Source organism: Senegalia massiliensis (genome assembly GCF_900626135.1).
GTDB lineage: Bacteria > Bacillota > Clostridia > Tissierellales > SIT17 > Anaeromonas > Anaeromonas massiliensis.
This window is the reverse complement of the sequence record NZ_LR130785.1, coordinates 1548741-1571807: the sequence shown is the minus strand read 5'-3', so window position 1 is coordinate 1571807 and position 23067 is coordinate 1548741. Positions and strand designations below refer to the sequence as shown.

The 23067-nt window shown below is 27.5% G+C and carries 23 protein-coding genes and 1 other annotated feature; of the genes, 2 read left to right on the top strand and 21 right to left on the bottom strand.

Annotated elements, in window-relative coordinates:
- Nucleotides 1–50: 50 nt before the first annotated feature.
- Complete coding sequence (locus E0D94_RS07815) at nucleotides 51–1289, bottom strand: serine hydroxymethyltransferase (RefSeq protein WP_130806796.1); 1239 nt, start codon at nucleotides 1287–1289, stop codon at nucleotides 51–53.
- Nucleotides 1290–1434: 145 nt separating this feature from the next.
- On the opposite strand from E0D94_RS07815, the gene E0D94_RS07810 reads away from it, so the two are divergent.
- Together E0D94_RS07810 and E0D94_RS07805 are read left to right on the top strand one after the other, a co-directional pair.
- Entirely contained in the window at nucleotides 1435–2241 is an 807-nt protein-coding gene (locus E0D94_RS07810) for a threonine/serine exporter family protein (RefSeq protein WP_130806794.1), read from the top strand.
- Nucleotides 2228–2674: a threonine/serine exporter family protein gene (locus tag E0D94_RS07805; RefSeq protein WP_130806792.1), complete on the top strand. Its 447-nt coding sequence runs from the start codon at nucleotides 2228–2230 to the stop codon at nucleotides 2672–2674. Before E0D94_RS07810 ends, E0D94_RS07805 begins: the two co-directional genes overlap by 14 nt.
- Nucleotides 2675–2706: 32 nt before the next feature.
- Here the strand turns inward: E0D94_RS07805 and E0D94_RS07800 are convergent, their stop codons facing one another.
- The 20 genes from E0D94_RS07800 to tgt all read right to left on the bottom strand — a co-directional run bounded on the left by E0D94_RS07800 (nucleotide 2707) and on the right by tgt (nucleotide 23064).
- Nucleotides 2707–2979 carry a metal-sensitive transcriptional regulator gene (locus tag E0D94_RS07800; RefSeq protein ID WP_130806790.1) on the bottom strand — a complete coding sequence of 91 codons (273 nt, stop codon included), beginning with the start codon at nucleotides 2977–2979 and terminating at the stop codon, nucleotides 2707–2709.
- An 18-nt stretch (nucleotides 2980–2997) separates the two neighbouring features.
- Nucleotides 2998–3420, bottom strand: coding sequence for a SoxR reducing system RseC family protein (locus E0D94_RS07795; RefSeq protein WP_130806788.1), 423 nt, complete (start codon nucleotides 3418–3420; stop codon nucleotides 2998–3000).
- A gap of 51 nt (nucleotides 3421–3471) precedes the next feature.
- On the bottom strand, nucleotides 3472–5259 hold the full coding sequence (gene aspS, locus E0D94_RS07790) for an aspartate--tRNA ligase (protein WP_130806786.1): 1788 nt from the start codon (nucleotides 5257–5259) through the stop codon (nucleotides 3472–3474).
- Nucleotides 5260–5263: 4 nt separating this feature from the next.
- Nucleotides 5264–6529, bottom strand: a complete 1266-nt coding sequence (hisS, locus tag E0D94_RS07785; protein WP_130806784.1) for a histidine--tRNA ligase — start codon at nucleotides 6527–6529, stop codon at nucleotides 5264–5266.
- A gap of 51 nt (nucleotides 6530–6580) precedes the next feature.
- Nucleotides 6581–6790, bottom strand: a binding site (T-box leader).
- A gap of 22 nt (nucleotides 6791–6812) precedes the next feature.
- Nucleotides 6813–8291, bottom strand: a complete 1479-nt coding sequence (hemZ, locus tag E0D94_RS07780) for a coproporphyrinogen dehydrogenase HemZ (RefSeq protein WP_130806782.1) — start codon at nucleotides 8289–8291, stop codon at nucleotides 6813–6815.
- A 10-nt stretch (nucleotides 8292–8301) separates the two neighbouring features.
- Nucleotides 8302–8928: an MBL fold metallo-hydrolase gene (locus tag E0D94_RS07775; protein ID WP_130806780.1), complete on the bottom strand. Its 627-nt coding sequence runs from the start codon at nucleotides 8926–8928 to the stop codon at nucleotides 8302–8304.
- 14 nt (nucleotides 8929–8942) lie between these two features.
- Nucleotides 8943–9392, bottom strand: a complete 450-nt coding sequence (gene dtd, locus E0D94_RS07770) for a D-aminoacyl-tRNA deacylase (protein ID WP_130807381.1) — start codon at nucleotides 9390–9392, stop codon at nucleotides 8943–8945.
- Nucleotides 9393–9403: 11 nt separating this feature from the next.
- Nucleotides 9404–11560 carry a RelA/SpoT family protein gene (locus E0D94_RS07765; RefSeq protein ID WP_130806778.1) on the bottom strand — a complete coding sequence of 719 codons (2157 nt, stop codon included), beginning with the start codon at nucleotides 11558–11560 and terminating at the stop codon, nucleotides 9404–9406.
- A 109-nt stretch (nucleotides 11561–11669) separates the two neighbouring features.
- A complete protein-coding gene (locus E0D94_RS07760; RefSeq protein ID WP_130806776.1) occupies nucleotides 11670–12182 on the bottom strand; it encodes an adenine phosphoribosyltransferase in 513 nt (170 codons plus the stop codon).
- A 20-nt stretch (nucleotides 12183–12202) separates the two neighbouring features.
- Entirely contained in the window at nucleotides 12203–14602 is a 2400-nt protein-coding gene (gene recJ, locus E0D94_RS07755) for a single-stranded-DNA-specific exonuclease RecJ (protein WP_130806774.1), read from the bottom strand.
- Between the two features lie 71 nt (nucleotides 14603–14673).
- Entirely contained in the window at nucleotides 14674–14976 is a 303-nt protein-coding gene (locus E0D94_RS07750) for a LapA family protein (protein WP_130806772.1), read from the bottom strand.
- A gap of 12 nt (nucleotides 14977–14988) precedes the next feature.
- Nucleotides 14989–16662, bottom strand: coding sequence for an ABC1 kinase family protein (locus E0D94_RS07745; RefSeq protein WP_130806769.1), 1674 nt, complete (start codon nucleotides 16660–16662; stop codon nucleotides 14989–14991).
- Between the two features lie 122 nt (nucleotides 16663–16784).
- Nucleotides 16785–17648, bottom strand: a complete 864-nt coding sequence (gene secF / locus E0D94_RS14970) for a protein translocase subunit SecF (RefSeq protein ID WP_207289670.1) — start codon at nucleotides 17646–17648, stop codon at nucleotides 16785–16787.
- Between the two features lie 11 nt (nucleotides 17649–17659).
- On the bottom strand, nucleotides 17660–18928 hold the full coding sequence (gene secD, locus E0D94_RS14965) for a protein translocase subunit SecD (protein WP_207289668.1): 1269 nt from the start codon (nucleotides 18926–18928) through the stop codon (nucleotides 17660–17662).
- 45 nt (nucleotides 18929–18973) lie between these two features.
- On the bottom strand, nucleotides 18974–19474 hold the full coding sequence (locus E0D94_RS07735) for a gamma carbonic anhydrase family protein (RefSeq protein WP_130806767.1): 501 nt from the start codon (nucleotides 19472–19474) through the stop codon (nucleotides 18974–18976).
- Nucleotides 19475–19488: 14 nt separating this feature from the next.
- Entirely contained in the window at nucleotides 19489–20841 is a 1353-nt protein-coding gene (gene scfB / locus E0D94_RS07730) for a thioether cross-link-forming SCIFF peptide maturase (protein WP_130806765.1), read from the bottom strand.
- Nucleotides 20842–20897: 56 nt separating this feature from the next.
- Nucleotides 20898–21044 carry a six-cysteine ranthipeptide SCIFF gene (gene scfA / locus E0D94_RS07725; RefSeq protein ID WP_130806763.1) on the bottom strand — a complete coding sequence of 49 codons (147 nt, stop codon included), beginning with the start codon at nucleotides 21042–21044 and terminating at the stop codon, nucleotides 20898–20900.
- Nucleotides 21045–21111: 67 nt separating this feature from the next.
- The gene (locus E0D94_RS07720; RefSeq protein ID WP_130806761.1) at nucleotides 21112–21495 is read right to left on the bottom strand and encodes a TIGR04086 family membrane protein; all 384 of its coding nucleotides are present in this window, start codon (nucleotides 21493–21495) and stop codon (nucleotides 21112–21114) included.
- A gap of 84 nt (nucleotides 21496–21579) precedes the next feature.
- Nucleotides 21580–21855 (bottom strand): preprotein translocase subunit YajC, encoded by a 276-nt coding sequence (yajC, locus tag E0D94_RS07715; RefSeq protein WP_130806759.1) that lies wholly within the window; start codon nucleotides 21853–21855, stop codon nucleotides 21580–21582.
- 90 nt (nucleotides 21856–21945) lie between these two features.
- A complete protein-coding gene (gene tgt / locus E0D94_RS07710; RefSeq protein WP_201750476.1) occupies nucleotides 21946–23064 on the bottom strand; it encodes a tRNA guanosine(34) transglycosylase Tgt in 1119 nt (372 codons plus the stop codon).
- Nucleotides 23065–23067 lie beyond the last annotated feature (3 nt).

Genomic DNA, 23067 nt, shown 5'->3' with positions numbered 1-23067 from the left:
ACTTAGGTATACTATCATTATATTTCACAAAAATCAAGAAAAAAAGAGTGCTATATAAGCACTCTTGATGGTAAATCAAATTTAGCTGTAAGTTCATGTACTTCCTTTTTAAGTTTTTCTGGATCATCCTTTTTAGTTATAGCTCTATAAATAATATCTGCTATTATATCCATCTCTTCTTCTTTCATATTTCTTGTTGTAACAGCAGGAGTACCAATTCTTACTCCACTAGTTACAAAAGGTGATTCTTTATCAAATGGTATAGTATTTTTGTTTACTGTAATATCAACATCAGTAAGTAGCTTTTCTGCTTCTTTTCCTGTTAACCCATTAGCTTTTGCATCTATTAAAATTAAGTGATTATCTGTTCCACCTGAAACAAGTGTTAGTCCTCTATCAACTAATCCTTTTGCTAAAGCTTTAGCATTACTTATAACTTGTTTTTGATAATCTTTAAAATCATCACTTAGAGCTTCTTTAAATGCCACTGCCTTTGCAGCTATAATATGCATAAGTGGTCCACCTTGTATACCAGGGAATATGGCTTTATCAACTTTTTTTGCATATTCTGATTTGCAAAGTATAGCTCCACCACGAGGTCCTCTTAATGTTTTATGAGTTGTAGTAGTTACAAAATCAGCATATTCTACTGGATTCATATGAAGACCTGCTGCTACAAGTCCTGCTATATGTGCCATATCAACCATTAAATATGCCCCAACTTCATCAGCAATATCTCTAAACTTTGAAAAATCTATCTCTCTTGGGTAAGCACTTGCTCCTGCAACTATTAATTTTGGTTTATTTTCTTTTGCTATATTTAAAACTTCATCATAATCTATTTTATGAGTATCTTTATTTACTCCATAGGAAATGAAATTATAATATGTTCCAGAAATATTTACAGGACTACCATGAGTTAAGTGTCCACCATGAGATAAATTCATACCTAAAACTGTATCTCCAGGTTCAAGTATACTGAAATAAACCCCTAAGTTTGCATTTGAACCAGAATGTGGTTGAACATTTACATGATCTGCTCCAAAGAGTTCTTTAAGTCTTTCACGAGCTAAATCCTCAGCTTGGTCTACAAATTCACATCCAGCATAATATCGTTTTCCAGGGTATCCTTCTGCATATTTATTTGTAAGTATACTTCCTGCAGCTTCTAAAACTGAATCTGTTACATAATTTTCTGATGCTATTAACTCAAGTCCTTCTTTTTGTCTTTTGTACTCTTTGTTTATAATATTAAATAGTTCCTCATCATGCTTTTCAAGATTTTTCAATTCATCATCACCTTTCTTCTAGTTTACTTTAATAATAAACAAAAAAAAAGTATTAGTCAAATATTTTATTGTTTATTATTTGATAGATGTTATAATAATATAATAAATGTGGTATTTAAAAAATCCATTGTATAAAGGTGATTAGATGGAAAAAAGTGAAATAAAAAATTTATTAATATTATCAATTCTCGCAGGGAAAATAATGCTCCGTAATGGTGCTGAAACATATAGAGTTGAAGATACAATAACAAGAATATGTAAGTCTAGAAATATAGATTTTGTAGAAACATTTGTAACTCCTACTGGTATATTCTTATCTGTTGAACATAATGATGAATTATTTTCTTATATTAAAAGGATTAATTCTATATCAATTGATCTTCATAAAATTGAAAAGGTCAATGATTTCTCAAGAAAGTTTGTATCTACAAATATGTCAATTTCTGAAGGAATCAAAACATTGACTTTGATAGATAAGTTAGACCCTTATAAAAATAATTTAAGATATTTATTTGGAGGTCTTGCTGGAAGTTTCTTTACCCTAATGTTTGGAGGTAATTTATTTGATTTTATAGCTTCATTTATTACTAGTACATCATTAGTTATATTATTAGATTTTATAAAAAAACTCCCTATAACTTTTTTTCTATCAAATGTTATAGGCGGTATATTTGTTACTTTATTTTCAGTTATTTTATATAGCTTTAATATTGGAAACAATATAAATAATGTTATAATAGGATCACTTATGTTATTAGTACCTGGAGTAGCAATTACAAATGCAATTAGAGACTCAATCTCTGGTGATTTTGTATCAGGTATATCTCGAGCAGTAGAAGCTACTATAATAGCCCTTGCCATAGCTTTGGGAGTTGGAGTAACACTTAGGATGGTAATTAATACATTCGGAGATATAGACAGTATAAGGAGTGCAATTAATGCTTTATTTTAAACATTTTATATTTGCTTTCATTTCTACAGTAGGATTTTCAATTATTTTTAATATATCAAGAGATTCTATTGTAAAATCTGGCATAAATGGTGCTGTTGGTTGGATAATTTACATCATATTTGTTGAACATCTAAATTCACCTGTAATGGGCTCTTTCTTTGGAGCTTTAAGTGTAGGTATATTAGGTGAGTTTTTTGCTAGGAGATTCAAAAAACCTGCTACAGTGTTTATAATTCCAGGAATCGTTCCACTTGTTCCAGGGTCAGGTATGTATTATACTATGCTTGCAGTTACAGAAAAAAGGTTTATTGATGCAGCAGAAATAGGAAGTGAGACTATATTTATTGCTGCAGCTATTGCTTCTGCAATAATAATTTCTATTTCAACTGCTAAAATAATTAGAGAATCTAGAACTAAAAAATTATATAAATAAAAATTGCTATCCTAGATTAGGATAGCAATTTTTTAATGATTATATTTTATAATTATATTTATTAGATTTTGTATAGCTTCTTCACTATCTTTACCTTCTATTATATCTTTTTTAATACAGTTTTTAGTATAATTTTCTAAAATTATACCACCTACTTTGTTAAGTGCAGATTTTGCAGCTACAATTTGAGTAAGTATATCAGCACAATACTTATCTTCTTCTACCATTTTTTGAATTCCTTTTATCTGACCTTCTATTTTTCTAAGTCTTGTTATGGAACTCTTTTTAGTATCTATATCTTTCATATTAAATTCCTCCATAAGCTAAATCACCCTTACGAGTTTTAACTCTGTAGATTTACTTTTCTTTATATTATTATCAATAACTCTAAGTAAAAAATAAGATATAACTAGAGCAACTAAACCTGTTAATACACCAAAGATTTCATAATTTTGAAACCCTAAATTACTAAAGAAATAAACGCCTAGTGAAATTCCTGCAATAAGCATTATTAGAGGAATTATATAGGCTATGAATGCAGATTTCATCAAACTCTTTGTTTCCATCTCTACCTCCACAAAATTCCCTACTCTTGCATTTATTGTATTTTTAATATTAACTCTCATTGCTGGAATATTACAACCTCCACCACAAGATGAACATTTATCTCCACATGCACTAGTTCTTCTTACATCTACAACAGCATAATTATCTTTTACTTCTACAACATAACCAACTTGATCCATATTATTCCTCCTTACCGTTATACTTACTTTAATGATACCATAAGGAATAATCTATTTCAATTCACTCATATCTACTTGTATAGAAAGTTCTTTTAGCTGCTCTTTTGATATTTCTGTAGGAGCCTCTGTAAGAAGGGATGTAGCATTTTGTGTTTTAGGAAATGCTATAACATCTCTTATGTTTTTCATTCCTGTAAGAAGCATTATAAGTCTATCAAATCCATATGCTATTCCTCCATGTGGTGGTACTCCATATTTGAAAGCTTCAAGTAAAAATCCAAACTTTTTCCATGCTTCTTCTTCTGTAAATCCAAGAGCTCTAAACATTTTTTGCTGTAATTCTGTATTATTTATCCTTATACTACCACCTGCTATTTCATCACCATTTATAACAATATCATAGGCCTTTGCTTTCACCTTTTCAGGTTCAGTCTCAAGTAATGGTATATCTTCATCAACAGGATGAGTAAATGGATGATGTTTAGCTACATATCTATCTTGCTCTTCATCATATTCAAATAGTGGGAAATCAGTTATCCAAACCATTTCAAATATATCTTCATCTATAAGGTCTAATGTTTTTGCAACTTCAATTCTCAAATGACCAAGTGAATCAAAAACTATTTTATCTTTATCTGCAACTATAAAAACTATATCTCCTTTTTCTATATCTAATTCTTGTTTCAATTTCTCTATTTCTTTTTCACTTAAAAACTTAGATATAGGAGAACTAATACCTTCTTCATTCATTTTAATCCATGCAAGTCCTTTTGCACCATAAGTTTTAATATATTTTTCAAGTTTAGAAATCTTTTTTCTACTAAATTCATTTTCATATCCTTTTATATTTATAGCTCTTACACTTCCACCACTAGCTATTGCTCCACTAAACACTTTGAATTCAGAGTTTTCAACAACATTTGATATGTTTTTTATTTTGAATCCAAAACGTAAATCAGGTTTATCTGAACCATAACTTTCCATAGCTTCATCATACTTCATTCTCTTTATAGGTAAATCTATTTCTATACCTTTTATTTCTTTAAATATTTTATATATAAGTTTTTCATTTAGAGATATAACATCATCAATATCTACAAATGACATTTCTGCATCAATTTGAGTAAATTCAGGTTGTCTATTTGCTCTCAAATCTTCATCTCTAAAACATTTTACTATTTGATAATATCTATCCATACCAGAAACCATTAAAAGCTGTTTCATAAGTTGTGGAGACTGGGGTAATGCATAGAATTTTCCTGGATTAACTCTACTTGGTACCAGATAATCTCTTGCTCCTTCTGGAGTAGGTTTGTTAAGTACAGGTGTTTCTATTTCTAAAAAATTATTTTCATCAAAGAAATTCCTAACAATCTTTGCTGTTTTATGTCTTATTTTAATATTATTTTGCATATATGATTTTCTAAGATCTAAGAATCTATATTGAAGTCTCATCTTTTCAGATACTTCATCATTATCTTTTATATAAATAGGTGGTGTTTCTGATTTATCTAATATTTTAAGTTCACTTACAAAAACTTCTATATCACCTGTAGCAAGTTCTTTGTTTTTAGATTGTCTTTCTACAACTTTTCCTTTTATTGCAATAACATATTCACTTCTAATTGCATCTGCCTTCTTAAAACTTTCAGCAGAAATCTCATTATCAAATACTATTTGTGAAATACCTGTAATATCCCTTAAATCAACAAAGATTAACCCACCTAAATTTCTTCTCTTTTGTACCCATCCCATAAGTACAACTTGCTCATCTATATTATCCTTTGTTAATTCACCACACATATGAGTTCTTCTTAAATTTCCTAATTTTTCAATCATATAATTACCTCCTAAGTCTTTCTTCTATAGACTCTACAACATTTTCTAAGCTAAGATCTTCTTGATCTCCTGTTTTCATATTTTTTATTTTAATACTTTTATTTTCTATCTCATTGTCTCCTATAACTATTGTATAAGTAGAATTTAACTTGTTGGAATATTTGAATTGAGCTTTTACACTTCTATCTAAGTGATCTAAATCTGAAGATATTCCAAGAGTCCTTAGATCTTTTACTATTTTCATAGCAAGTGATTTCGCTTTATCACCCATTGTAACTATAAATATATCTAAATCATCTTCTTTTGGTATTTCTATATTATTATTTTCTAAAGTAAGAATTAATCTCTCTATACCCATTCCAAATCCTATAGCAGGTGTACTTGGTCCTCCTATTTGTTCAACTAGACCATCATATCTACCTCCACCACATACTGTGCTTTTAGCACCAATCTCAGAAGATATAAATTCAAATGCTGTTTTTGTATAATAATCTAATCCTCTAACAATTCTTGGGTTCACAATATATTCAACTTCTAAATTATCTAAATAATTTTTTACTCCATCAAAATGTTCACTACATTCATCACATAAATAATCTAACATAGTTGGAGCTTCTTTTAATTCCATTTGACAATTATCATTTTTGCAATCCAATATTCTCATAGGATTTGTATCAAATCTTGAATTACATGTTTCACATAATTTATCTAATCTTTCACTTAAATATTCCTTTAAAGCTTTATCATAATTAGGTCTACACTTGGAACAACCTATACTATTAATTTGTAATTCTATACCTTGAATTTCAAGTCTTTTATATAAATTATCTAAAATACTAATTACTTCAGCATCTATTGAAGGATTCTCACTACCATATACTTCTACACCAAATTGATGATGTTCCCTAAGTCTTCCTTTTTGTGGTCTTTCATACCTAAATATAGGTGTTATATAAAAAGTTTTTATAGGCTGTGCATCAGCATAAAGTTTATTTTCTACATATAATCTTGCAGCTGGAGCAGTTCCTTCAGCTTTTAATGTTATACTCCTATCACCTTTATCTAGAAAAGTATACATTTCCTTTTGTACTACATCTGTAGTTTCTCCTACGCCTCTTTCAAATAATTCAGTATGTTCAAAAGTAGGAGTTCTTATTTCTTTATAACCAAAACTATTACAAATCTCCCTAAATATTTTTTCTAGATATTGCCATTTATAAGACTCATTAGGTAATACATCTTTAGTTCCTCTTGGTGCTCTTGTTAACATATTTAACCCTCCTATTTAATTTGAATAATAAAAAAAACCCTATCCCTATAGACAAGGGACGAGAGTTTGAAGTTCCCGTGGTGCCACCCAAATTGGTATATAACCCACTTATAATCTTTAACGCAGATATACGAATAATTCTACTAAAATTCAAATTATTTACTCTGAGGTGTCTTCATAAGTTATCAATACTAATTTTCACCAACCATTAGCTCTCTATAAATGATAAAACTAACTACTCTGCCTCTTCACCGTATGTTTATATTGTAACTATTATAAATGATTATTCTTCTTCTGTCAACATTTTATTTACAGCTGATACTTTTCTTTCTATCATATCATCTATTCTATTTATATAATCATTTAAATTTACTACATTAGGTACTCGAATTATTTTATTTGAACTTGGATAAAATACCTTAGATACAGCTCCAGCACCTAATCCAATAATAGTTTGTTTTTCTTCCATCATAGAAATATTGTATATACACTCTTTATATTTTTTTGCATATCCCACATTTTCAAAATTACCTAATATTTGTTTTTGTCTATACATATAATAAGGCTTCATATTCATTTCCTTTGAATATGCAACTGTTTCATTTAACATATCATATAGACTTCCTTCTTTTATAATATCATATTCGTCTAAATCTTTATTTAACTTTGAAGACTTTTTTATAGTTAAAGTATGAACAGTTAAATTATCTGGATCTAACTCTTTTATTATTTCCATAGTATTTTTGATATCATTTAAATTTTCTCCAGGTAATCCTATGATTACATCCATGTTTATAGAATTAAACTTCATACTTTTTGCTAATTTAAATATTTCTTCAATATCAGCTTTAGTATGATGTCTATTCATTAGTTTTAAAGTTTTATTATTCATTGTCTGTGGATTTATACTAATTCTATCTATTCTATTTTCCTTTAACATTTCTAAAACTTTCTTATTGATAGTATCTACCCTACCAGCTTCCACTGTAAATTCTATTGTATTTTGAGTGTCAAAATACTCATATACAGCTTTAATTATTTTTTCTAAATTTTCTACAGGTATAGAAGTAGGTGTTCCTCCTCCAATATAAATAGTTTTTAATGTCTTATCTTTCATAAATATAGCCATTTGTTTTATTTCTTCAATTAATGAATTAGTATAATCATCAACTAGTAACTTCCATTTTTTTATTGAATAAGAAGGAAAAGAACAATATATACATCTACTAGGACAAAATGGTATACTTATATATAAACTGTAATGTTCTTTGTTTAAAGGATATACATATTTTTCTTGTATATCTCTAATTTTTAAAAGAAGATTTGCTTTTTTTATATCTATTAAATATTCTTCTGTTAAAATATTAAATATTTCATTTTCATCTACATTTTTTTCCTTTAAATCATGTACAATTTTGGAAGGTCTTATTCCAGTTAATATCCCCCATGATGTATTTATATCTTTAATATTCATAACAGCTTTATAAACACACTTTTTTATTGCTATATTAATCTTTTTATCAAATGGTTTTTTAATATTTATTTTATCTATACTTTTTATTTTATTTTTGCTAATTAACTTTTTATCTAAATAAATACCAACATTTACTGAATTACTTTTAACTATAATAATTATCAAATAGTCTTTAATATATAAATTCATGTTATCTATAAAATTTATATTATTTGTTTCCATAAGTACCTTTACTAATTCGTAGATATCGTGTTTTTTATTATAATTCTTTAAATAAATATTTACCATTTTATTTTCACTAACCTTTATTTAAAAATGGATTTACTTTTCTTTCATAACCTATGGTACTACTACCACCGTGACCTGGATATATTGTTACTTCATCATCATATATCATAAGTTTATTTTCTATTGATTTTATTATATCATCATAAGAACCACCATATAAATCTGTTCTACCTATAGAACCCTTAAATAAAGTGTCTCCTGTAAAAATATTATTACCTATTTTTATTGATATACATCCTTTAGTATGACCTGGAGTATGAATTATTTCAGCCTTAAGTTCTCCAAAATCTATTATTTGTCCATCTTCTAGCACTCCGTCTGGCTCTATCTCTGTAGTCACCATTGGCATTTGGGAAGATAAATTTAATTCTTTATTCATTAACATTTCTCTGTCTTCTTTATGGATTAATATTTTTGCATTAGTCTTTTCTTTTAAATCCTCTATACCACCAATATGATCTCCATGGCCATGAGTTAATACTATATATTTAATTTTTATATTATGTTGTTCTATAAAATCAATTATTTCGTTTGTATTATCTGCTGGGTCAATAACAATACCTTCACTATTATCATCTGATGAAATTATATAACAGTTTCCACCATAAACCCCATTTGATAAATTTTCTACTATCATGATATTCTTCCTTTCTAAAAGTTCTTTTTACTGTCCAATAATATTGTAACTGGACCATCATTAGTTAATTTCACCTGCATATCTTCTCCAAATTTACCTGAACCAACTTTAATATTATATTCTAAACAAATATCTATAAACTTTTCATATAAATCTTCTGCAATAGAAGGTTTAGCTGCCTTCATAAAATTCGGACGTCTTCCTTTTCTACAATCACCATATAATGTAAATTGAGATACTATAAGTAATTCTCCTTTAATATCTAAAAGTGATAAATTCATTTTTTCATAATCATCTTCAAAGATTCTTAAATTTACAAGTTTTTCAACTAAATATTTTATATCCTTTTCATCATCTTCTTCACTGATTCCTAAAAGTACTAATAATCCTTTTTTAATTTCAGATTCTTTTTTTCCACCTATTTCAACTAAAGCAGAATTTACTCTTTGAACAACAGCACGCATTCTTCTCACCTCTAACTAGTTACTCTATATACATCTAATACTCCACGAATTCTTTTTAATCTTTTCATCAAATTATTTAATTGATTAATATCTTTTATTTCAAGGGTCAAATTAATAATAGCTAATTTTTCTTTGTTTGTTCTAGCATTTAAAGAAGATACAAATAAATTAGCTTCTGATAATAAAATCGTTATTTCTGACAACAACCCTGGTCTATCTGTTCCTTTTACTTGTATTTCAGCTTGATAAGATGTCTTATCTTCCTGAGCCCACTCTACATGTATAAACCTTTGATCTTTTCCTAAATCTAAAATATTAGGACAATCACTTCTATGAACAGATACTCCTCTTCCTCTAGTTATATAACCCTTTATATCATCACCTGGAACAGGGTTACAGCATTTTGCAAACCTTACTTTTACATTATCTATACCACTTATATTTATCCCTTGATTTTGTTTTCTTTTTCTTTTAGATTTAACCTGATTATGAACTTTTACAGGTTCCTCATCTTGTTTATAATGTTCTTTATGATATTCCTTTAATTTAGTTGTAATTTGTGCAAGTGTTATACTTCCAAATCCTAATGCTGCATATAAATCATCAATTTTATTAAAACTTAATTTTTCAGCTACTTTTTCTAACCATTCATCTTTTAATATTTCTGTAAGTTTATAACCTTCTCTTTTTACTTCCTTTTCAAGCTTATCTCTACCTTTTATTATATTGTCAGATTTTTCTTCTTTCTTAAACCATTGTTTTATTTTGCTCTTAGCTTGGGAACTTTTAACAATTTTTAACCAGTCTCTACTTGGCCCATTACTATTTGGGGAAGTAAGTACTGTAATAATATTTCCATTTTTAAGTTTATAATCAAGGGGAACTATTCTTCCATCAACTTTTGCTCCTACACATTTATTACCAACTGCAGTATGAACTCTATATGCAAAATCTATAGGTGTACTTCCTGCAGGTAAATTTATAACATCACCTTTAGGGGTGAATACAAATACTTCATTTGTAAAAAGATCTATTTTTAAAGATTCCATAAACTCTTTTGGATCTTTAGTTTCTTTTTGCCACTCCATCATTTGTCTTAACCAAGAAAGCTTTTTATCGAAATTATTTTCATCTTTGTTTCCTTCTTTATACTTCCAATGTGCTGCTATACCATATTCAGCTGTTCTATGCATATCCCATGTTCTTATTTGAATTTCAAATATTTCTCCACTTGGACCTATAAGTGTAGTATGAAGTGATTGATACATGTTTGGTTTTGGCATAGCTATATAATCTTTAAATCTCCCTGGTATAGGTTTCCACATTGTATGAACAATACCAAGTACACCATAACAATCTTTGATAGAATTAACAATCACTCTTATTGCTGTTAAATCAAATATTTGCTCAAAGGTTTTATTTTGATAAACCATCTTTCTATAAATACTATAAAAATGTTTTGGTCTACCACTTATTTCAGATTCTATATCTACTTCCTCTAATTTATTATCTAATTTATTTATAACTTTATTAATATATTCTTCTCTTTCTTTACGCTTCTTGGAAACCTTATCAACTAAGTCATAATATCCTTCAGGATCTATATATCTAAGTGAAAGATCCTCAAGTTCCCATTTAATTCTAAAAATACCTAGTCTATTAGCTATAGGAGCATAAATCTCTAATGTTTCAAGAGCTTTTTCTTTCTTCTTTTCATCAGACATATACTCTAAAGTTCGCATATTATGAAGTCTATCAGTTAGTTTAATAATAATAACTCTAATATCCTTTGCCATTGCTACAACCATTTTTCTTAGGTTTTCTGCTTTTCTCTCTTCTTTGGTTTTATATTGAATTTTTTTTAATTTAGTTACTCCATCTACTAAATTTGCTACTTCTTCTCCAAATTCTTCTTCAACCAAATCATAGCTATTTTCAGTATCTTCAATGACATCATGTAATAGACCAGCTATTATAGTGCTAACGTCCATATTTATATCTGCTAATATCATTGCAACATTAACAGGGTGAATTATAAAATCTTCACCTGAATTTCTCAGCTGACCCTCATGAGCTGATTTAGCAAAATTATAAGCCTTCCTTACTTTTTCTATATCTGCTTGAGGGTTATATTGTTTTATTTTTTCAATTAATCTTTCTATTGACAATTAACCCACCCACTTTATATTGTTTTTATAATATTAATAGTATAACACAGCAAATCATATCTAAAAAGTGATTGTTATATGTATTAAAGAAAAAATGCACATATGTGCATTAATACTCAATTATTGACTTCACATTATATCCTTCTAAATGTTTCCTGCCATTTAAGAATGTTAATTCCATTAAAAAGTATATTCCTACAACTTCTCCACCTAACTTTTCTACCATTTTAATGGTTGATAGTACTGTACCACCTGTAGCTAAAAGGTCATCAACTATTATTACCTTATCACCTTTATTTATAGCATCTTTATGTATTTCTAATTTATCAGTCCCATATTCTAAATCATATTCATAACTTATTGTTTCAGCAGGTAATTTACCAGGTTTTCTAACAGGTACAAAAGCTTTATTTGTTGCATATGCAAGTGGTGCTCCTACTAAAAATCCTCTTGCTTCTGGACCTAGTATAGTATCAAATTCTACTTCAGAAGACATTTTTTTTAATTCATCTATAGAATATTTAAATGCATCTTTATCTTTTAATACTGTTGTTATATCTTTAAAACCAATTCCTTCCTTAGGAAATCCTTCAATATTTCTAATTTTATCTTTTAAATTCACTTTGTGCTCCTCCTTTAAATTTATAGAACATATTCATTTAAATTTTTTAATAATGTTGAACTATTAATATCAATTTTATTATTTGTTTTATTTAATTTGATATAATAATTTTCACTATCTATTTTTTTATATTGTAATAAACCAGTTTGATTAAATATTATTAATGCTAATTCAATTTTTATTTTGCTCAAATTATACTTTGATAATGAAGCAATATATTTATAAATTTGAAATTTAAATATTTCATCTTTAGAAATAAATGTTTTATAAATGAATCTTAATTCTTCTATATTTGGTGTCCATTTCTTTATTTTACTTTTATTTTTTTCTAAGTCTTTTATACTACACAATATTTCTATATCAGGATGAATATCTTTTATCTTATCATAAATACTTTTATCTATAGGTAAATCATATAAAATAGCAGGTTTTTCATCATATATTATATCATTATCAGTTGGATTAATAACCAAATCTATTTTTTTAAATATATCTCTTCCTGACTTATCTATTTTTGTCATTATAAAATTTAGATGTTCTATATCATTTACATATACCTTAAGTTTTTCACTTTTAATTATTTTCTTATATAAATAATTAAATTTATCAATATCATTTTTACTTATAATTCCTGAAGGATATTTTTCTAATCCCTTAGATATGTTTAAATGCATTTTTTTAAAGTATGTTTTTTTTATTTGTTCTATATTCTTAGATTTAAAAATAATATCTCTAATCATAATCTGAACTTTTTTCTTATTCATATATTCATTGATATCTAATGTTCCAATTATATTTAAAATATCTGTGTTTTCAATATCACTTATTAAATAACCAAAGTTAAAACCAATAGAATCTATATCTATGTCTTTATATAATAGAGATAGTTTTAGATGAGTTTTGTCTTTTCCTACAGCTCTAATATCTCTAGCTATGGCATCTTCAAATAAAAATACAGGACTAGAATTTCCCATGCCAAATGGAGCTAGAGTTTCTAACTCTTTTACTGTATTAATACTAATATCTTCAGCTTCAATAATAGCATCTACAGTAATTTCTTTTACAAAATCTTCATCATCTAACATATTTCCTACAATTTCATTTATATTATTTCTAAAGGTATTAATATTTTCAGATTGTATTGATAATCCTGCAGCCTGACTATGTCCTCCAAAACCTAAAAATAAATCATCACATTGTTTAAGTGCATTATATATATTTAGTGGTTCAATACTTCTTGCAGAAGCTTTTCCTATACCTTCATCATCTATTGATATAAGTACAGAAGGTCTATGATATTTTTCAGTTATTCTAGAACTGACTATTCCAATAACTCCAGCATGCCACCCTTTAGATGAAAGCACTATTACATTGTCATTTTCCATATTATTGTCTACAATTATTTTTTCAGCTTGCTCTAAAATATCTCTTTCTACTAATTGTCTTTTTTTATTTTCCTCATCTAATCTTTTCGCTATATCTAAAGCTAAGTCGGGATCATTTGTAGTAAAAAGTTCTACTCCTATATTTGCAGAATCCATTCTTCCTGCTGCATTAATTCTAGGACCAATTATAAATCCAATATGTCCACTTGTAATATCTTTATCCCTTAATCCTGTTACTTCAATCAATGATTGAATACCTATATTGGAGCTTTCTTTAATAAGTTCTAATCCTTTTTTTACTATAAGTCTATTTTCATCCATTAAATCTACAATATCTGCCACAGTACCTATAGCTACAATAGGAAGCAATGATATATCAACTTCAATTCTAAATTCCATACTTATCGCCTGAACTAACTTAAATGCAACCCCTACTCCTGCTAATTTTTTAAAAGGATAATTACTATCACGTCTATTTGGATTAATTACTGCTATAGCTTCTGGTAAATTTTCACTAGGTGTATGATGATCAGTTATAATCATATCAATACCTATACTATCTGCAAAATTTGCTTCTTCTATAGAAGTTATACCGCAGTCTACAGTTATTATTAAATCGCCTTTTTGTTCCTTTATATATTCTATAGCAGATTTATTCAAACCATATCCTTCTGTATGTCTATTAGGAATATAATATCTTACATCAATTCCAACAGAAGAGAAAAAATTAACAAGCAAAGAAGTGCTTGTTACTCCATCTACATCATAGTCTCCAAATATCCATATACTCTCATCTTTTTCAATAGCGCTTAATATCCTTTCAGTAGCTTTTTTCATATCATTTAATAAAAAAGGATCATAAAAATCATTATATTTTGGATTCAAAAATTTAATAATTTCATCTTTATTTTTAAGACCTCTATTAAATAATATTTTTGAAGTTAAAAAAGATATATCCATTTCTTGGGATGCTTTTTCTATATCCTCTTTATTTTCACTTAAAACTTTTATAAATTTTTTATCATATTGTATCATTATTTCACCTACTATATTTTAAACACATATAATATTATAGCTAATAGGTAACTTTAATTCAACTTTGTTTATTAATTTTCATCATTATTTAAGGACTTTTCTTGTTTTTTTCTATGGAGTCTTGTACAATCTTTCTTCAATTTTTCTATTTCTAATTTTTGTTTATTAATAGTTTTATTCATCTTTCTATGCTTAACTAACCCAAGTAAAGCTACAATAATTGCACCTAGTGCAGCTGATATAAATATAACTAATGCTTGTGATACTTCAACCTTTGTAAACAAAAAATTAATTGCTACTGAAGCTGAATTCTGAACTGCAAATGTTGCTATTAAGACAGCAAATAGCAATGATAATATAAATACCAATTGCATAAAATCACTCCTTTATTTTTTATTATCCCAAGAATGAAATATAATAGAAACAATAAGTATAATACCCATTATTCCTGCAAGTAAAAATCCTACAAGTCCTATAGCGCTCATACCCACTACTTGTGGTCCTGTTTTAGTTTGAGCTATAGTAGATGAACCTATTATTATTGCCGAGATTATAAGACTTAATGAAAGTTTATTAGTAACGGAATTTAATTCTTTTCTAAATTTTGATAATCCTTCATGATTCATATTTATTTTAATTTTATCATTGCTTATTTTATAAAAAATTGTATTTAACATCTTAGGTAATTCCCTAAAATCTTCTAACATATTATAAGCTGAACTATATGTTTTATTAAATAGCCTTTTTGCATTGAATTTATCTTTTTTTATACTTTCTAATAAATCTTTTGATACATCTGTTAAATTAAATTTAGGGTTTAAATTTTTAGCTGTACCTTCTATTGATATAATGGTTTTAATTAAAAGAGTCAATTGACTGGGTACACGTACTTTATGTTTATATGTTATTCTTAAAATATCAGTTAGTGCATCACTAAAATCAATCTTATCAAAAGATAAATTATAATAATAATTTAATACATAGTTTATGTCTCTTTTAAATAGCATTTTATTTGTAGTTTCAGGGATGGAGTCCATTTTATATAAAGTTTCTACTATTTTTTCAGAATTTTTATCTACAGAAGATTTTAACAACAGCATAAGTAATTTAGTGCTTTCATCATCTAAATATCCTACCATTCCAAAATCTACAAAACCTATTTTCTCTCCATTAATAACAAATAAATTTCCAGGATGAGGATCTGCATGAAAAAAACCATGTAAAAAAACTTGTTCCATATAAGTTTTTGCTAAATTATATGCTATTTTTTCATTATCATAATTATTTTCAATTAATGATTCAGTATCATTTATTTTTATTCCTTTTAACTTTGATATTACGAGTATTTTCTTAGTTATAAAATCCCAATAGACTTTCGGCACTACAGCATATTTATTATCTGTTAATGATTGACGAAAATTTTCATAATTTTGTGCTTCCATTGTATAATCTAATTCACGCCTTAATGTAGTTGCAAATTCATCTACAATTTCACTAAAACTAACTACACTTTTTCTTACTATATAGTCATCTACAATTCCACCAATGGTTTTTAAAATTTCTAAATCTTTTTCAATCAAGTTCTTTATGTTTGGTCTCCTAATTTTAACTACAACATCTTCTCCTGAAAAGAGTTTAGCATTATATACTTGACCAATTGAAGCTGCAGCAAGAGGTTTTTCATCAAAATCCATAAAAGCATCAGATATATCTATTCCTATTTCTTCTTTAAATAACCTTTTAGCATCACCTAATGGATATTCACTTACTTCATCTTGTAATTTAGATAATTCTTCTATGATATCTGTTGGCAATAAATCATATCTAGTACTCATAACCTGCCCAAGCTTTATATAAGTAGGTCCTAATTCTTCTATAGCCATTCTGAGTCTTTTACCTCTTGAATATTTACTACTCAATTTACTAGATTTTCTAAAAAAAATCTTCCTAAAAAATATTCGGTTTGGCAACCTTTCTGCTATCATACTAAAACCATATTTTGTTAAAATGTTATAAATTTCTCTATATCTATGTATTTTACTAACTCTATTTTTTATCATATATCTCTTCCTCTTTAATATTTGATTATTATTACTTTACCCAAATTTTAACTATATTAATAACAAACAATTAAAACAAGTAAAAATAAAGTCTCAGATCTTCTGAGACTTTATTAATAAAGCTATTTTGAATTAGTTTTAAACAGATACCACACAGGACTTGCAATAAATATAGAAGAGTATGTTCCAATTAATATACCAAGTATTAATGGAAGTGCAAATTCTTTTATTGCATCTACCCCAAATATATAAAGACAAGCAATTGCTATAAATGTAGTAAATGAAGTATTAATTGATCTAACTATAGTCTGTGAAATACTAGTATCTACTAATTTAGCATAATCTGTTTTCTTAAATAATTTTAAATTTTCTCTTATTCTATCAAATACAACAATTGTATCATTTATAGAATAACCTACAATAGTAAGTAATGCTGCTACAAATGAAACATTTACAGGTAGTTTAAATATGGCAAATATAGCAAGGGTTATAAGTATATCATGAATCAATGCTATAATTGCAGATAATCCGAATTTAAATTCAAATCTAAATGTTATATATATAAGCATTCCTACCATTGCTATTCCTATTGCAATAAGTGCATCATTTCTGATTTCTTTACCTATTGCAGGTCCAATTTTTTGCGATTGGAGAGGTTTATCTGATTCTAATTTGTATTTTTCTTTGAATTTATTAAATATTTCATTTCTCTTTTCATTTGAATAATCTTCTGTTGTCTTTATTATTATTTCATGATTTTCATCACCAGCATGAACTATATCAGCATTTTCATCATATTCATCTGTTATTTCTCTTATTTCACTTACTGGAATTTCTTTACCTAAATCTATTTGAATAAGAGTTCCTCCAGTAAAATCAATTCCAAAATTAAGACCATTTATAAATAACATTGCTATTCCAATTACTATTACAATAGCTGAAATTATAAAAAAGATATTTTTTTTCTGTATGATTTGTAAATTCAACTTTCTCCCCCCTATGCTCCAAACATTTTTGTATTTTTAGTTATTTTCATTTCAATAAATAGTTTTAATAATAATCTGGTAATTACTAATGCAGTAATAATAGATGTAATTATACCTATTATAAGAGTAACTGCAAATCCTTTTATAGGTCCTGTACCAAAATTAAATAAAACTATACCAGCAATAAGGGTAGTTATATTAGCATCTATAACAGTAGATAGTGCACTTTTAAATCCTGAATCAACAGATGATCTTATAGATTTTCCCAGTCTAATTTCTTCTTTTATTCTTTCAAATATAACAACATTAGCATCAACTGCCATACCTATTGATAGTATAAGTCCTGCAATACCTGGCAGTGTTAAAGTTGCATTTAAGCTTACCAAAGTAAACATTACTATAAGTATATATATAGTAAGGGTAATATTAGCTACAAGTCCTGGTATTCTATAGAATATTAACATAAATAAAAATATTAAAATTATTCCTATAGTAGCTGCATATACTGACTTATCCAATGATTCAAGACCAAGTGTAGGTCCTATTTCAGATGCTTGTACTTCTTCCATCTCTACAGGAAGTGCACCTGCTTGTATAAGAGTTGCAAGTTCTCTTGCCTCTTCTATTGTAAAAGCACCTTCAATTGTAGCAGAACCATCTGTTATAACAGTACCTACAGCCGGTGCTGATATAGTTTCTCCATCAAGTACTATATTTATAATCCTTTCAGGACCTTCTGGTTTTTCCATAGCTTCTTCTGTTGCCTCTTTAAATAATTCAGCACCTTCAGAATCAAACTCTAGTGATACTACAGGTACACTTTTCCCAGTAGTAGAGTCTTCTATATATATAGGCTCAGATTCTTTAACATTCTTACCTGTAACTACTACTTCACCTTCAGAATTTATAAATTGAAGTTCTGCAGTTTTTCCTATCATATCAAATGCTTCCTGTGTATCTTTAAGTCCTGGAAGTTCAATTCTTATTCTATCTTCACCTTCTATAGTAATACTAGGTTCAGTAACTCCAAGTCCATTTACACGTTGATCTATTATAGCTTTAGCTTCCTGCATCTTTTCTTTTAATTCATCACCTGTTGCATCAGTTTTTGCTTCTAGTACTACATATATTCCTCCTTCTAAATCAAGACCTAAATTAATAGATTCATTAATTGGAGAAATCTCATATTTCCCTATACTAACACCTTCAATAGCAACATAAACTCCTGCTCCAGCCAAGGCAAGTATTAAAAGGAAAATAATAATACTTTTAACCTTCATAATATTTCCTCCTCAAAGTTATATAATAATTGTAACTATTATATATTATTTATGTTTTTTCGATAAACTCACATAATTATCTGCTGATTTTTGTAAATCATTTATTTCTTCATCAGTTAATTTTCTTATTACTCGTGCAGGAGAACCTAATGCAAGATGTCCTGAAGGGATTGTTTTACCTGGGGTAACTACACTTCCCGCCCCTATTAAAACATTTTCTTCTATTATGGCACCATTTAAAATTATCGCCCCCATACCTACAAGAACATTATCACTTAATGTACACGCATGAACAATAGCTTTATGACCAATTGTAACATTATTTCCAATAATAGTTGGTATAGATTTTTCAACATGAATAATAGTTCCATCTTGAATATTAGTTTTTTCTCCAACAACTATCTTATTCACATCACCTCTTAAAACAGTATTGTACCAAACATTTGAATCTTTACCTATAATTACATTTCCTATTATGTCCGAACTTTCAGCAACAAAACATGTTTCATCTATCTTTGGTGTAAATTCTTCAAAACTTTTTATCAATTTTCAAACCTCCGTTAATCTTCTAAATTTGCTAATATTGAAATAGAACTTTCTATTCTTTTTTTCTCCATTTCACATCCTATAGTATAAGGCTTGTTTATATTTTTATTGAAATTATATGCATTTGCATGACATCCACCACTACAATAAAATTTTGCCCAACATTCAGAGCAATCCTCTTTATTATATACATTTGCATTATTAAATCTATCTACAATTTCCATATTTTTAATGCCACTATCAAGAGTACCTAATTTAAACTTTTCATCACCTACAAATTGATGGCAAGGGTATAAGTCTCCTTCAGGAGTTACAGCTAAATATTCTACTCCAGCTCCACATCCTGAGGCTCTTTTTATAGCACAAGGGCCTTGATTTAAATCAATCATAAAATGAAAAAAATTGAAATCTTTATCTTTTTTCTTTATTTTTATATATTCTTTTGATAATTTATCATATTCATCTAATATCTCGCCAAGATGTTTTTCTAATATTGCATATTCCATATGAGGCTCTGTAACAACTGGTTCAACTGATACAGATTTAAATCCTAAATTATATAATTCTAATACATCTTTTGAAAAATCTAAATTTTTAGAAGTAAAAGTTCCTCTTAAATAATAATCTTTACCTTTTCTAGATTTAGCCATTTCTAAAAACTTAGGTACAATTATATCAAAACTACCTTCACCATTTATTGTCTTTCTCATTTCATCATTTACTTTTTTTCTTCCATCTAAACTTAAAACTACATTTGACATATGTTCATTAATAAAATCCATTTTTTCTTTATCAAGTAATAATCCATTAGTAGTTATTGTAAACCTAAAATTCTTATTATATTTTTTCTCTATTTCTCTTCCATAATGTACAAGTTCCTTAACTACATCAAAATTCATAAGAGGCTCCCCACCAAAAAAATCTACTTCAAGATTTCTTCTATTAGCAGAGTTTTCAGCTAAAAATTCTAATGCTTTTTTTCCTGTCTCTAAACTCATAAATGATTTGTCGCCATTAAAATCTCCTTGAGATGCAAAACAATATTCACATTTCAAGTTACAATCATGAGCTATATGAAGACAAAGTGCTTTTACAATCTTTTGATTATTAGATTTAACATCCTTAAAGTATATATCTTCAGAATAAATTATGCCATTTTCTTCTAATTCTTTTATTTCTCTATAACCCTCTTCTATGGTTTTAGAATCATATTTCCATTCCAATTCTTTGTTTATATCTGTTAAATCTTTTTCTTTATATAAATCAACTAAATCCCAAATCAATTCATCTACAAGATGTACTGAACCACTATTAATATCAAGTACGATGAATTTATTATTTTGTTTGAATTTATGTATCCTTTTCATTGTTTCCTCCTAAGTTATTCTTCACAACGATAAAAAAGTAGTGGTCTACACTACTTTTACCTGTTGGTGTTTTCACAAGTTTGATTACCTACTGTGCAAGATGTCTTGCAAGCAGATTGACAAGATGTTTGACATTCTCCACATCCACCATATTCTATTGTGCTCTTTAAATTTTTACTACTTAAAGTTTTAATATGTTTCACGATTATTTACCCCCTAATACATAATTTACGTTTAAATTATATCACAAAGTAGGCTGGGTATAAAGCTTTATTTTAAGTTTACTCCTATCATTCCTGCTATTATTCCAACTAAAATTCCAATACCTAATTTTGTTAGACTATAGATATCTACCCCAGTATTCTTAAATACTATAAAACCAAATAATATAAGTAATAACATATAACTTAATCCTAATACTCCACCGTTTATAAACCCTCTTTTTGATGAATTTATAGCCATTTTTATAGCTCCTAAACTTATGGATATGATTAGTATTACTGTATTAATTAGTGGAATCCATTTTTCACCTAAACTTGTATAAGTTAAAATCAAAGTAAATATTACAAATAAAATTAAAGTAACAATAAAACTTAACAACAAAGACTTCCCTAATAAAAGCACATAATTCATATTTTTTTTACTTGTATTCAACACCTACACCTCCACTCTTAACTAATAGATATGCAGGTATATTTTTATTTATTACAATAATTAAAGACTAGCTTAAGCTAGTCTTTAATTATTGTCACTCTGATTTACTTTGTTACCTATTGCCCATTTTTTAACATCAAATTTTGTTTTGTCAGCACCAACTTCAATTGTAATGTCATCTTCTTTTATCTTTGTAACCTTACCAACTATACCACCTATAGTTGTAATATGATCACCTACTACAAGATTACTTCTCATTTCACGTATCTTCTTATCCTTTTTTTGCTGTGGTCTAATAAGAAGAAAATAAAATATAACAAGTAATGCTATTGGAAATGCAAATGCTCTTAATATATCCATTATTATATACACTCCTTTCAATTCATAATATATTCATTATATATTTTTTATATGTTTTTTTCAATAGACTTGAACCTTTTTTTATATATTTTATTTTAAATATCCGTATTTCTTATAAAATTCTTCTCTATACTCTAATAATCTATCTTGTTTTATAGCTTCTCTTATATTTTCCATAAGTTTTATTAAGAAATATAAATTATGAGTAGTTGTAAGTCTAGCCCCTAGTATTTCATCTGCTTTAAATAAATGTCTTATATAGGCTCTTGTATAATTTTTACATGCATAACAATCACATTCACTATCTAATGGAGAAAAATCTTCTTTATATTTTGCATTTTTCACAACTAATCTTCCGCTACTCGTAAACACAGTACCATTTCTTGCAATTCTTGTAGGAAGTACACAATCAGCCATATCAATACCACGAATTACTGCTTCAAATAAATAATCTGGACTACCTACTCCCATAAGATATCTAGGTTTATCTTTTGGCAGAAGTGGAACAGTATAATCTAATACTTCATACATTAACTCAGCAGGTTCACCTACACTAAGCCCTCCTACTGCATATCCCGGAAAATCTAAATCTATTATCTCTTTTGCACTTTGTTCCCTTAGATCTCTATACATCCCCCCTTGTACTATTCCAAATATCCCTTGAGTATCAGGCTTTTTATGATAATCCTTACACCTTTTAGCCCATCTTGTAGTTCTTTCTAATGATTTTTTCACATAATCTCTATCTGCAGGATATGGTGGACATTCATCAAATGCCATTGCAATATCTGAACCCAAAGAATTCTGAATTTCAATAGACTTTTCTGGACTTATGAAATGCTTAGAACCATCTATATGGGATCTGAAATGAACTCCTTTTTCTTCTATCTCTCTTAAATCACCTAAACTAAACACTTGAAATCCTCCACTATCAGTAAGTATTGGTCTATCCCAATTCATAAATTTATGAAGTCCCCCAGCTTTTTCTATAAGCTTATGCCCTGGTCTTAAATATAAATGATAAGTATTACTTAATATTATTTGAGCATTCATATCCTTTAATTCTTCAGGAGTCATAGCTTTAACTGTAGCTTTAGTTCCTACAGGCATAAATATAGGGGTTTCTATTTCACCATGAGGTGTAGTAATTTTTCCAAGTCTTGCATTTGTATTTTTTTCTTTTTTTATAAATTCATACTTTATTGTCAATAT